Source organism: Photobacterium sagamiensis (assembly GCF_050337085.1).
In the GTDB taxonomy this organism is placed as follows: domain Bacteria; phylum Pseudomonadota; class Gammaproteobacteria; order Enterobacterales; family Vibrionaceae; genus Photobacterium; species Photobacterium sagamiensis.
Genome location: NZ_JAKJSP010000054.1, coordinates 36,653 through 48,967 on the forward strand (window position 1 = coordinate 36,653; position 12,315 = coordinate 48,967).

The window sequence follows — 12,315 nt, forward strand, 5'->3', positions numbered from 1 at the left end:
GTTACCTCAACTGGGCTAACGCTTGCTGGGTTAAGCCTTCGGTATAGGGATTTATTTTCCAATGGCCGGGACACCAACCTTTGACGAAACGCTGAAAATCCGCCCATGCCACACAATAAAGCGGCCGCCATTCTTGCTCAACTTGCTCTGGATCAACCTGTGGTTGCAGCTCACTTAATGCATGTTTGAGTTTGGCAAAATAATGATCTAGCAGATCAGGGACACGGTTTTCACATTCATCAAAAGGTACACAGCTGCTGAGCAGCAAGACGACATCTTTCATACCGCACCCTTTGCCTACGTACTGAAAATCAACAGCCGCAACGTGATCGCCTGCCGGAGTAAAGCAGAAATTGGCAAGTTTGGCATCGCCATGAACCAGTGTCTGGAAACGACAGCTCTTCAATGCCTGGTCAATTTTATCTGCAGCGTCTTTGAGCGCTAAATCGGTTAAAGCCGCTAACTCATCTGGGCGTGTATCAAGATGCCAATAGGTGCCGCAGGCCCATAAGCCCTTAGGCTCTGCTGCAAGATGCTGGGCATGAAAGTAAGCCAGCCAGGTTAAACAGGCTTTCACCTGTGCGTGTTCAACCTCTTTTTGCACCTCACTAAAACCAAGCAAGTTCAGATCTTCCAGAATGAGCAGGATTTCACCATCTTTCGCATCAACAAACAGGCATTTTGGTACCGGGCACTGCTCGACACATTGATTGGCAAAGTGCTGATACCAGTTCACTTCTACTTGGTAGGAAGTTAACTTACGTTGATGTGATGTCGCTGTATTCCAACCACGAGGGTGGTGTTTCGGTTGGGGCAATTTGATGTGCTTGACGATCACCGAGGGATATTGGCTACCGATAAGCGTGGCGCGAAATAGCTCTCCGTATCCGCCCCATAACGATTGGATTAACTGCGTACTGGCAACGGTCTCGGCACCAACAGCTTGAGCGACTTTGTGCAAAACATCGGTAGAGATTGCCATACTTTGCTCATTGATAATAATCATTGGCAATAGTGTACAAAATAGTACTGAGGATAGGTGACTATTATGCTAAATACGCCGAGACTTTGTTTATTATTTATTGTTTATTATTAATACCAGATACCAAAAGGGAGGCACTTGGCGCCTCCCTTTTGGTATTAGATACACTTGCAAAAATGATTAAGGGATAAAGCCTACCTTTTTGCAGTCACAGTCGCCGGCATCGGTGACAGTTTTTGAGCGATCTGCGAAGTTAAGCGAGACATGCCTTCAGACAAGGCTTTAACCTGAGCATCATAGCCGTCTTTTTCCAGAGGCACCTGAAAGTGGAATGGATAGACACCTTGCAACTTGCCTTTACCATCAAGCATTAACCACTCACCACTGACTTTTACCCTACCCGAGTAATGGCCATTAAACTGATTTAATTTAACCTGCAACCTTGGCAACCCGACCGCCGAGAAGGCCGGGCTCAGCTCCGTTGGCCAATATGCCGACTGCTTAAGACGCAGATCATCTTTAATCTTGCGGGTTAATTGATCCGAGATACTTTCCGCCCACAAGTTCTGCCGCGCCTGTACCACCTCTGTATCACTGATCTGGTAGACCAGACCGGCGCCTGCCAGGTGTTCTGCCATTTCCACCGGACGCACCACCAGCAGCGGCTGGTTTGTCCCACTCTGAGCCGCATCCCCTTGCACACTGACCGGCAGCAAGTAAGTGTTACTTACCGCTTCTGGCTGGCTGCTGCAACCTGTTAATGCTACGACCAATAGTAATAACCACTTTTGCATTATTGATGTCCTCCCGCCGGGATCGGATCTTCGGCGTTTTCACCACTGAAGATTAAAGAGTTAGGTTTTTCGTTCAATTGTCGCGCCACCGGTTGTAATTCAGACATCACTTGTTCAAAACGAGATAAGGCTTCTTCGAAATTACGATAAGGAGCGGCATCCGGACCAAATCCATTCAGCGTTGATTGGATCTGTTGCAGACTTTCACGGATCTCACCAGGGATCGCCTGTGTATCATTCTGCGCTAATAATGCATTCAGATCGTTTGCAACCTTTTCAGCGGCCATTAACGTCTTCTGAGACGCATTCAAACTCTTGGTCAGTGCCGTTAATGTATCTTCAACAGGCAAATCATTAAATTTATTAAGAAAGCCACTTACTTGCTTCTGTATTTCAGCAAGGCCGCCCGCATGGGTAGGAAAGAGAACGTAGCCGTCATATTTAACGATCTCAGGCATTTCTGCTTTCGGATAAAACTCGATATCAATGAACAGCGCCCCCGTCAGTAGATTATCGGTTTTCAGTGTCGCCCGCAGACCTTGCTTGAATTCTCGCGCCAGGCGCAGCTTCATTTCATCTAACGATTCATAGTTCATATGATCGTGAATACGCTCAAGTTCAATACGCACTAATACAGGGATCTGCTTTGTCGCAAATCCTTCATTTTTTGTCGGCATACGCAAAGGCACTTTTTTCACCGTACCAATACGAATACCGCGATATTCAACGGGTGCTTCTGCTTTCAGCCCGCGTATTGATTCATCGAACATCATCACGAATTCAAGATACTGTTCGAAGTTGCGTTCACGCATTTGTTTCAGATTATGATACAACTTGAATTGGCTCATCTGCGTGGTTACGAGTTCACCTTCTTCTGAGCCTTTCGGTACTCGGAAGCTTACCCCGCCCGTAATAAGTGACTCAATCGAGCCAATCTGCAAATTAAAGCCTTCCGCCGACATCTGCATATCAACGCCAGATGTTAGCCAGAACCGGGTATGATCGCGGATCAAACTGTCATACGGTTGGAAAATGAACAGCTGATAGTTCGCCTTCTTGGTCGTTGTATCAAAGCTCACCTTCTCAACCCGGCCAACCGTAAAACCTTCATACAGTACCGGATCACCCACCCCTAATTTTCCCGCTTCACGATGCGTCAAAACCAAACGTAACCCCTTAGCATCTGCAGGTGCAACAGGTGGTGTTTCCAATACGGTAAAACGCAGCTGTTCTTTAGGTTTAACCCCGGGTTGCAGTTCAATATAAGAACCCGACAACAGCGTTTCTAATCCTGAAACACCTTCTTTACCAATACGCGGTTTCACCACCCAAAATCGCGTATCTTCTTTTAGCATGCGCTCGGCATCTTTATTCATCGCGGCCTTAGCAATAATATAACTGTAATCATCACTCAGCTTCACACTGGTGATCACCCCCACTTTGACATTCAGCGATTTAATTTCCGTTTTACCAACTTCAATCCCTTCCGCTGTTTTCAGTTTTAAGGTCACTTCCGGCCCCTTGCTCCCGACATACTGAACCAGCATCCAAATACCTATTGCTACTGCAACAATAGGTACCAACCATATCGTTGAGATCTGTTTTATATTTTGTACTTCAGCCTTTGCGGGCTTGTTATCACTCATAGTCAGGCTTCTCATTAAAATTAGAAATAACTGTCAACTTAGTGTCATGTTCTGAACCAGCACGAATGGTCGTTTGTTGCTGCTTATTGTCTGATGATGACCAAAAGACACGCGGATCAAATGTCATTGCCGACAACATGGTAAATATCACCACAACGGCAAACGACAGTGCCCCCGGTCCGGGAAAAATCGCCATCAGGTTTTGTAACTGGACCAGCGCAACCAAAATAGCTACCACAAAAATATCAATCATCGACCAACGACCTATCAACTCAGTCATGCGATATAGTCGTAATCGCTGAATCGCCTGTTTTGTTGATTTGCCACTGGTGGTACGCCGGGCACAGATAAAGAGCCAGATCAAAGAAAAAATCTTGCCAAGGGGAATGACGACACTGGCAAGAAAAATCACCATCGCAATGGGGTACGATCCAAGCTGCCACAACAAAACAACCCCACCCATAATGGTTGAACCTTCACTGTTACCCATGCTGACGGTATACATAATCGGATATAAATTGGCCGGAATATAAAACACCGCCGACGTAATAAGGAACGCCCATGACCGTTGCAGGTTCTGGTTGGGGTTGTAGTGGTGTAATGCGCTGTTACAGCGACTGCATTTTACATGTGCCGTTTCTGGTAAAGGATTCAGTTGTGAGCAGGTATGGCAGCTGACATGATTCGCAGACATATGACTATCACCGGCTTTTACGTCTTCTAACCTTTGTATCGGAATAAACTGTTGCCATAACCAAATACGATCAACCATCGACACGCATTTAACCAACAACATGGTATAAGCACAAAAGGCCCAAAATGACATGCCCAAGCCGACATCGGCAAGTGAGGCAATTTTAATCAGGCTGACCAGAACACCAATCAAAAACACGTCAACCATGATCCAGGGCTCGATCCGAAAAACAGCCCTGAACAACCATTTGGTAAAACGCAGTCCATCGTTAACTTTACCGGTATGACGATGTCGCGATGCTTTACGATACAAATACAGCACCGCAGTAATATAGCCAGCAGGCAACACCACAACCGTAAATAACAACAGCAAGGCTAACAAGCTGTTCTCGAAATGCTTTAACATTTCAATAGCATGCAGCAAGGTAATCTGTTGCGTAGCACCTTGAACACTGAATGACATAAATGGAAAACTGAGACTCAGAGCCAGCATAATTAAGCACGCGATGCCATATGCAAAAGGACGCTCGAATGGCAGGCTGATCTGGGTGAGCAGGGTATGGTGACAACGTGGACACTGTACTTTTTGCCCATCAGACATCTCGGGCAATGCGACCACTAATCCACATTCTTCGCAGGCAATCATCGTTTCTGGTGTCTGATATTGTGTCATGTGCAAGTTTGGTTCACTTAACACTTACTACCTCATTAATGGAAATACTCAGATAAACAGCAGATAAAAGGTAAGATAAAATCAATACATACAATAAGATATAAAGAAATGTATATTCCCCTCAGCAGTACTGACGGCATATTTTAGAGGGCAACTTATCAAATGCAGCTTAACTTAAGCTTAACCCTCATTGATTAGCTCAATGATTACTTCAAATATTATCAAAGCATTATCAAAGCTTTATCAGAAATTGGTCGCAACTCAAGCAAACGCTAGAGGAAGGCATTAACTAATCGCTTTATCGTATGTGGCCATTGCATGGTTACAACACGCCCATCATCGCATTTTTATGATTTCTGGCTAAACAGTAGTATTTCGGCCTCTTTGTTCGGTTTACGGCAAAACCATAAGCAACAAATATCACTATAAATTGTTACTGTTAGGTAAAGAAATGGATAAAGTTAAAAGCCAAACGTTTGCGTAATCGCTAACGCTCCCTTTGCGCAATTTTACCTGTTCAAGATCACATTCAGTGCTGTTATAGTTTCATCATAATTCATGCACAAGACCATTCGGGGCAAGGAATCTCCCCCTTTATATCAATCGCAGAATTGATAACAGACTCATGATGAGGTGATTGGCAAAACTAGAGGGTAACATTATGGAATTCAACACAGTTGAAATATTGGGCTATGCGTCGTCACTAATGGTGGCAGCTTCACTAATGATGAAAGACATCGTATGGCTTCGTGTTCTGAACTTCGTTGGTTGTGTACTTTTCACAACTTACGGTTTTATGATCGATGCAATGCCAGTGGTTGTAACAAACGGTTTTATTGCTTGTGTAAATATTTACTTCCTTGCAAAAATGCAGCAAGAGAAAAATAAACAAACTAATCTTGCATGCGATGCCGCATAATAAGTAAACCATCACACACTGTGAAATTGAGCCAACAGCAAATCTGTTGGCTTTTTTGTGCTCTAATGAAATGAATAAAGAAAAAGCCGCGTATTACTACGCGGCTTATGCTTTATGATGGGGAGGTTAGTTACTCCAAGCCAATCTGCTTGTTCCAATCGGCATTATCCCAAAACAGATACTCTTCAGCGATACGACCATTTTCCCAACGGGCGATTGTAGCAATCTTAATACGTACTTTTTTGTTCGTTGGTTGCAAAACTGTACCGTCTGGTAATGTTATCGGCTTAACCCATTTGCCCTCAGAAATACTGATGCCTGCCGTCCATTCTCCAAAGCCAAACCCGACAATATGATCGGTTACTTTGAAATCAAAGGTGTCAAAAAGAAAATGCAGCTCCTCTGAGTGAGGTGAGAATGGTGATGTTTGAGTACCATCGGGGTTATGGACAATCACATTATCAGCATGAATTTCGCCGATACGTTTCATATCCCGATGATTAAAAGCCTMCAAGTCCAGCTCGTCAAATATCTCCAGGTGTCTTGCTGTCTGAGATCTCTCAGCTTCATGAGTCGCTATCTGTGATTCAAGCTCTGCGATTTTTGCTTTGAGTTCAGAAACACTTTCAGAGGCGTAGGCCGTATTTAATGTAAGTCCAAACATTAGGGATAAAGCAAATAAATTCTTCATGAGTTTTTTCATGGTCTTTCTCCAGATTTAATTGGGGGGTTATTACCTTCAAAGCATGCGATTAAGTACGTCATTTTCTCTGTCAAACAGTCTATGTTTTATCGCTCCTGCCACATGAGCCACAATGACTGCGATAAATGCATAGGATGCCCACTTATGCAGGAAATTAGCGACGTCGAAAACCGGCTTGCTATTCGGGATCAACTCTGGCAAATCCATACCAAAGAAGTGTACACCGCTGCTGTACTCGTATGCGCTTGATTGGATATAGCCAAGTATCGGTATAACCACCATCAGTATGTACAGCGCCCTATGGGCCGCTTTAGCTGCCAGCTTCTCATGTCGAGGCATACCCTTCGGTAAATCGGGTAACGCATGACGCGGCTTGTTCACCAGGCGAACCGCAACAAACAAAAAAGCAAGAATGCCAAATGACTTATGCCAGAAATACAGCGACTCCGAATATTCCATGTTGTCCATGTCAAAGGGGGTCATGTAGATCCCTAGCACAAGTAAGCCAATGATCAGCGCGGCACTCAGCCAATGAATAGCTCTGATTGATACTGGATATTTCATAATTAAATCCTGCTGCAACAATTGATATAATACTTTTTTACAGCCCAGGAACGGGCAGTCCACCCCAGGCTCTGAAAATTTGGCCCGTTTCTTTGCCTTCTATGGCCTCGATATAGTAATTAGCAACTTGCTCAGCACTGACCAGCCCCTTACCTGCCCGCTCAGGTTCAACCACCGGTGCCGGGCTTACCACGTTCAGGCGCAAACCGCGTTCTAACAACGGTGCCGTATGCTGTACAAAAGTGTCGATAGCCGCGTTGAATGGCCCCGTCGCAATACTGTACGGATTAGGGTAATGGCTAAGGAAACCACTGGTCAGGGTGATGGAACCATTTCCGTTTAAATATTTTTCGGCATAGCGGACAATTCTGAACTGGGCTACTAATTTACGTTCCGCGCCAAAGCGAAAATCATCATCTGATAGCTCATGGTAGGCCTTGAACACACTGTCAGCCCCAACTACCACAACGACCGCGTCAAGCACACCCACTTGGTCGAATACCGACTTTACGGATTTCTCATCAGTATAGTCAGCGACAATATCACCTGTGCGAGAGCCAACTTTTATCACCTCATGTCTAGCCGATAATTGGTTGACGACTTTGCTTCCGATTTTTCCTGATGCACCGAAAACGGCAATTCTCATCGTGTTCACCTTGTTATCTGTTATGTCATTGAAGAGGAGTTTAGGTGATTTACTTAATTTCCAGAATACGGTTTAATGTGAAATGATTTTTTCTAATTTGCGAAATTATGGATAAACTCAAAGCGATGGCGATTTTTGTTGAAATCGCTGAACAGGGATCGATGTCAGCCGCTGCGCGAAAGCTCAGTGTCGTCAACTCAGTAGTCAGCAAAAATCTCACTGAGTTGGAAACCTGGCTGGGGCGAAAGTTAATCTATCGCTCAACCCGGAATATGCGATTAACACAAGACGGGCATAAATATCTGGTGCAGTTCAGAGATATATTGAACAGCATTAATAAGTTGGAGATCCCAGCAGATGAAGAGGAACAAGGTGTCCAGGGCGTCGTCAAAATTACCGCTCCGATCTATATCGGCCAAGAAATGCTTGTACCTCATTTACCAGATTTTCATCAGCAATTTCCTCTGGTGAAACTGCATGTTGTGCTAAGTGATGATTTTGAAGATATGATTGATCAGGGATTTGACGTGGCTTTGCGGGCTTCACAGATGCTCGACTCAAGTTTCATCTCTCGTAGCCTATCCAGAGTGTCATTAACCCTCGTGGCGAGCCCCGACTATATACAAAAATACGGCGCCCCTTCTTCTCCCAAAGAATTAAAAATGCATCATTGCTTGATAGAAGGTGATCTGGATGCTCAAAAACGTTGGAGGTTTAAAAACCGTAACAATGAGCAAATGACTGTCGCTGTCGATGGTTCAATTTATACTAATTCTGGCGGGAGTATCAAACAACTATGCGAGAAGGGATTAGGGATCGCACAACTTCCCTACTTTTTTGTTGATGAAAGTATTGCCAGTGGTAAGTTGGTAGAAATGTTACCTGAATATGCTCTGGATAATTTCTACCTCCATTTGCTTTACCATCAAAAAGGGACACGAAACCGAGCAATTAAAGCAGTTGTTGAATATTTTGTTACTCAGCTATCGGAAGTCCGTTAAGTCACCTTCATGACGAACAAATGATACTGATGTGAAGATGAGACATTACTTAACGTCATTGGTCCGTTGGATTCTTTCCGGCCTCATAGGGTTCAAATTGCAACTCACAAAGCCTTTGATACAGTTCGGATTTCTTCAGCAACTGAGCATGAGTACCACAGGCCAATATTTTACCCTTGTCCAAGAGCACTATAGTATCGGCATGAATCACCGTAGAAAGTCGGTGCGCAATAATCAACGTGGTACGATTTTTCATTAGCTCATTCAACGCCGCCTGAACATGAGACTCACTTTCGGCATCTAAGGCGCTGGTTGCTTCATCCAGTAACAGCACATCCGGATCTTTGAGAATCGCCCTGGCAAGGGCTATACGTTGTTTTTGCCCACCAGATAAACGGACGCCCTGCTCACCCAGATAGCTCTTATACCCTTCGGGTAACTCCAGAATAAATTCATGAGCGTGAGCCCGCTCTGCAGCCCAAATAACCTCTTCATCCGATGCCTCGGGACGGCCATAACGAATGTTATGCCAAACATCGGAGCTAAACATGATCGGCTGCTGTTGCACCATCCCCATCTGCTGGCGAAGAAACTTGGGATCGAGTTGCTGAATGGGCGCATTTTTAAATCGGATTTCGCCTTTAAAGGGATCATAAAAACGCTGCAACAGCTCAAAAACTGTCGTTTTCCCGGCCCCTGAAGGCCCCACCAAAGCAACAACCTGCCCTTTATTTATTTCCAGATTGATGCCTTTAAGCGCTGGGCTATTGGGCCGCGACGGATAACTGAAATCAACCTGATCAAAGGCAATAACGGTATCGGCTAAATCATCTAATTGCGCCAACTGTTGAGGGGCCTGAATCTCACTCTCCACCGCCAATAACTCAAACAGACGTTCGGCAGAGCCCGATGCCCGCTGTAACTCACCGTATACTTCAGAAATGGTTGCTAGTGACATGGCAACCATAATGGCGTAAAAGACAAAGGCCGCCAATTCCCCTTCACTGATGTTACCCGCCAAAACATCCATGCCGCCGATCCAAAGCATGATGCTGATGGCACCAAACACCAAAAAGATAACTGTCGCGATAAGAATGGATCGTTGCTTTATTCTTTGCCGGGCCACGGCAAAAGCAGTTTCAACTTCGGCACCAAAAGCCGCTCTTTCTTGTCTCTCTCGGGTATAGCTTTGAACCACCTTAATATTCTGGATGATCTCACCGGCATATGTCCCTACCTCTGCGATACTGGCCTGGCTTTTTCGCGCCAGACGTCGTACCTTGCGCCCATAAAAAAGCATCGGCATTAACACCACAGGTACACACGCCATTACCATCAGGGTTAACTTCGGGTTAGTGATCACCAGCATCAGCAAGCCGCCTGCAAACATAAGCACACTGCGCAGAGCCATTGACAATGAAGAACCAATGATAGATTGCAACAAGGTGGTATCTGTCGTCAGGCGCGACATAATTTCACCACTGCGGTTTTCTTCAAAATAGCTCGGATGAAGACCGAGCAACCGGTCAAAAACGGCCTTGCGAATATCAGCGCTGACTCTCTCTCCAAGCCAGGACATCAGATAAAACCGGGTAAAAGTACCCACTGCCAAAATGGTGATCATAATGACCATCACCCCAATCGCGTGGCCTAACTGCTCTTTTGAGCCCGCAATAAAGCCATTGTCGATGATCATTTTTACGCCCTGCCCAATCGACAGGCTAACTACCGCAGTCACCACTAAGGCCAGCATAGCCGCTGCAACCCTCTTTTTATAGGGCCGCACAAAGCTGAGTATTGGCCACAAAGTATCTAATGCTCGTTTATCTTGAACTTTGTCAGTCTTATCGAGGGTCATAACCTACCGTGTTATTCCTTATTCAATGGATAAATAATACCAATCGGGATAACTGCGTTGTTACAGATGAAATAGAAATGAGGCGACATAGTCAATACTTTAGCAGATAAGATAGTGACGGAATGAGTTGTGGATAAGAATTGGCAATCCCCGTAAAGGATTGATTCACCTGATTGGGGTTTAAGTCAGCGGCCAGTACAGCAAGGTTACCGGTAAGGTCGGCAGATAAAACTGCCTGGGCGATTTGAGTGCGTTTTGATGTTTTCATAGCGCCAGTGTGGCGCTATTTAGTAAGGGGGCGTGGTGGAAGCGTTTCCTAAAAAACCGAGCATAACCGCAATGAAAGTCTCCCTTTTGCTCATTTGCCTACATTTCAGGCTCGGAGCTCATTTCGTTTGATTAATGCAGCTTTCGTGTGCAGAAATGAAATAAACTTACAGTCACTTTTGTGCATTGTACTGCATACATAAGTCCAACAAAAAGCGCATAATGCAGATTAACAGGCTGGATTGATGTTTTTTAGCATAAAAATCATCGRTTTAACATAATTGGTATAATGTACACCTAAACAGAACAGAACAAGTAAGTTGGAAAAATTTGTAAATTAAATTTTTGTATCAGAGGTTGATTTGAGGCATTTTGAAGATACATTTATTCTGATTTTTTGTTGTATAACATTAATGTTGTCTGGGTTTGCTTTTTCATTATTTTTTAGTGAGGAAGGAGTTGTTTCTTTTTTATCAACATTCTCAAGCATTGCAACCATTTTGGGTTTTATTTTAGCAGTCTATGTTTATTGCACTTGGAGAAAACAAGAAGCAGATAAAAAGCAATTCGATGTTATTCATAAAATCCAAACAAAACTTCATGATTTAAGCTTTGTTTACAAGGAATTATTATCTAGTGGGTTCATGCCAGCCGATGGTTATGGCATAGACTTTGCCAAGGTAGGGAAAACCAATGATTCGAATTTATTAGTCATTGAAGCGAAAAAGATTTTCAACAATATTGAGTTATTGACCAGACATTATTATGCGTTTGAACGGAATGATAAAGCTGTTAGCAATCAAGTTCCTAAATCTTTTTTAAACTCACCTATTGACAGTGATAAGCTTTGTAAGCTACATCAATTCATTCACAATTCTTATCGTTTTATTGGCATTTTTGAAAAAGATCATTATCTAGTTCAAACGCATAATGGTATTTATTCATCTAAGCACAACAAGATTCTTTCTTATGAATTAAGTATTAATGTAAACATTAATACACATGGTAAGTTATCTTTAATGCTACAAAATGAGATTTCAAATATTAGTGAAGRGTTAAGGAAAATCATACACCCCGTCTAGTAATACGGGGTGAAAGTCTTCTCTTTCGATGAAGCCAATAAATGGGTAGAACTTGCTCTTTGAGTGAGTTTCCTCGCATCACTCCTATTAACATTTCTCTCGGGTCGAGGATTCAAGTTTTGTGCGGTTCAACGTCCCCCTTATAGGACAGGCATACTTAAGAAACCATCAATCCTGTTAGTTTCACTCCATAGCAACACCAATCCCAATCTGATCCTCTGCCCCTTTTAAAGTCTTGCATATGAACTATGGTCATTATTCAACCAGCAAGGATTGACTCATGACCACCGCCAGAAAACAACAAATATGCTTGGAATCAACACCCTACTACCACTGTGTTTCACGCTGTGTGCGGCGCACCTTTCTCTGTGGTTACGATGAAGCAACAGAAACGTCTTTTGAACACCGTCGCGAGTGGATTGAAACGAAGATCAAACAACTCAGCAGTATCTATTGCATTGATATTTGTGCCTACTCAGTAATGAGT

General features: G+C 43.9%; 12 protein-coding genes and 1 pseudogene. 4 read left to right on the forward strand and 9 right to left on the reverse strand.

Annotation, left to right across the window (positions count from 1 at the left end; translation table 11 throughout):
* Position 1: 1 nt before the first annotated feature.
* From L4D76_RS22585 to L4D76_RS22600, 4 genes are all read right to left on the reverse strand, one after another.
* Positions 2-982 (reverse strand): phosphotransferase, encoded by a 981-nt coding sequence (locus L4D76_RS22585; protein WP_428443125.1) that lies wholly within the window; start codon positions 980-982, stop codon positions 2-4.
* A 194-nt stretch (positions 983-1,176) separates the two neighbouring features.
* A complete protein-coding gene (locus L4D76_RS22590; protein WP_428443126.1) occupies positions 1,177-1,776 on the reverse strand; it encodes a PqiC family protein in 600 nt (199 codons plus the stop codon).
* Positions 1,776-3,422 (reverse strand): intermembrane transport protein PqiB, encoded by a 1,647-nt coding sequence (pqiB, locus tag L4D76_RS22595; protein ID WP_428443127.1) that lies wholly within the window; start codon positions 3,420-3,422, stop codon positions 1,776-1,778. The genes L4D76_RS22590 and pqiB overlap by 1 nt, the downstream gene beginning before the upstream one ends.
* Positions 3,415-4,788: a PqiA/YebS family transporter subunit gene (locus L4D76_RS22600; RefSeq protein ID WP_428443136.1), complete on the reverse strand. Its 1,374-nt coding sequence runs from the start codon at positions 4,786-4,788 to the stop codon at positions 3,415-3,417. The genes pqiB and L4D76_RS22600 overlap by 8 nt, the downstream gene beginning before the upstream one ends.
* Positions 4,789-5,449: 661 nt before the next feature.
* On the opposite strand from L4D76_RS22600, the gene L4D76_RS22605 reads away from it, so the two are divergent.
* Positions 5,450-5,707 (forward strand): hypothetical protein, encoded by a 258-nt coding sequence (locus L4D76_RS22605; RefSeq protein WP_428443128.1) that lies wholly within the window; start codon positions 5,450-5,452, stop codon positions 5,705-5,707.
* Between the two features lie 130 nt (positions 5,708-5,837).
* Here the strand turns inward: L4D76_RS22605 and L4D76_RS22610 are convergent, their stop codons facing one another.
* Genes L4D76_RS22610 through L4D76_RS22620 form a run of 3 tightly spaced genes read right to left on the reverse strand, consistent with a single transcriptional unit; the run spans position 5,838 to position 7,620 of the window.
* Positions 5,838-6,410 carry an ester cyclase gene (locus L4D76_RS22610; protein WP_428443129.1) on the reverse strand — a complete coding sequence of 191 codons (573 nt, stop codon included), beginning with the start codon at positions 6,408-6,410 and terminating at the stop codon, positions 5,838-5,840.
* Between the two features lie 36 nt (positions 6,411-6,446).
* The gene (locus L4D76_RS22615; protein ID WP_428443130.1) at positions 6,447-6,974 is read right to left on the reverse strand and encodes a cytochrome b; all 528 of its coding nucleotides are present in this window, start codon (positions 6,972-6,974) and stop codon (positions 6,447-6,449) included.
* Between the two features lie 37 nt (positions 6,975-7,011).
* On the reverse strand, positions 7,012-7,620 hold the full coding sequence (locus L4D76_RS22620) for a short chain dehydrogenase (RefSeq protein ID WP_428443131.1): 609 nt from the start codon (positions 7,618-7,620) through the stop codon (positions 7,012-7,014).
* A 107-nt stretch (positions 7,621-7,727) separates the two neighbouring features.
* Between L4D76_RS22620 and L4D76_RS22625 the strand changes: the two genes are divergently transcribed.
* A complete protein-coding gene (locus L4D76_RS22625; protein WP_428443132.1) occupies positions 7,728-8,621 on the forward strand; it encodes a LysR family transcriptional regulator in 894 nt (297 codons plus the stop codon).
* 55 nt (positions 8,622-8,676) lie between these two features.
* On the opposite strand, the gene L4D76_RS22630 is transcribed toward L4D76_RS22625, so the two are convergent.
* A complete protein-coding gene (locus L4D76_RS22630) occupies positions 8,677-10,479 on the reverse strand; it encodes an ABC transporter transmembrane domain-containing protein (protein WP_428443133.1) in 1,803 nt (600 codons plus the stop codon).
* A gap of 91 nt (positions 10,480-10,570) precedes the next feature.
* Positions 10,571-10,747 carry a hypothetical protein gene (locus L4D76_RS22635; protein ID WP_428443134.1) on the reverse strand — a complete coding sequence of 59 codons (177 nt, stop codon included), beginning with the start codon at positions 10,745-10,747 and terminating at the stop codon, positions 10,571-10,573.
* 361 nt (positions 10,748-11,108) lie between these two features.
* On the opposite strand from L4D76_RS22635, the gene L4D76_RS22640 reads away from it, so the two are divergent.
* Both L4D76_RS22640 and L4D76_RS22645 read left to right on the forward strand, forming a co-directional pair.
* Positions 11,109-11,828 carry a hypothetical protein gene (locus L4D76_RS22640; RefSeq protein ID WP_428443135.1) on the forward strand — a complete coding sequence of 240 codons (720 nt, stop codon included), beginning with the start codon at positions 11,109-11,111 and terminating at the stop codon, positions 11,826-11,828.
* A gap of 280 nt (positions 11,829-12,108) precedes the next feature.
* Positions 12,109-12,315, forward strand: a pseudogene (locus L4D76_RS22645) (transposase); the annotation flags it as partial.

Coding starts and splice junctions, on each gene's coding strand:
- L4D76_RS22625 (WP_428443132.1), top strand. CDS start 7,728: ATGGATAAACTCAAAGCGATGGCGATTTTTGTTGAAATCGCTGAACAG.
- L4D76_RS22635 (WP_428443134.1), bottom strand. CDS start 10,747: ATGAAAACATCAAAACGCACTCAAATCGCCCAGGCAGTTTTATCTGCC.
- L4D76_RS22605 (WP_428443128.1), top strand. CDS start 5,450: ATGGAATTCAACACAGTTGAAATATTGGGCTATGCGTCGTCACTAATG.
- L4D76_RS22585 (WP_428443125.1), bottom strand. CDS start 982: ATGGCAATCTCTACCGATGTTTTGCACAAAGTCGCTCAAGCTGTTGGT.
- L4D76_RS22615 (WP_428443130.1), bottom strand. CDS start 6,974: ATGAAATATCCAGTATCAATCAGAGCTATTCATTGGCTGAGTGCCGCG.
- L4D76_RS22620 (WP_428443131.1), bottom strand. CDS start 7,620: ATGAGAATTGCCGTTTTCGGTGCATCAGGAAAAATCGGAAGCAAAGTC.
- L4D76_RS22590 (WP_428443126.1), bottom strand. CDS start 1,776: ATGCAAAAGTGGTTATTACTATTGGTCGTAGCATTAACAGGTTGCAGC.
- pqiB (WP_428443127.1), bottom strand. CDS start 3,422: ATGAGTGATAACAAGCCCGCAAAGGCTGAAGTACAAAATATAAAACAG.
- L4D76_RS22600 (WP_428443136.1), bottom strand. CDS start 4,788: ATGACACAATATCAGACACCAGAAACGATGATTGCCTGCGAAGAATGT.
- L4D76_RS22630 (WP_428443133.1), bottom strand. CDS start 10,479: ATGACCCTCGATAAGACTGACAAAGTTCAAGATAAACGAGCATTAGAT.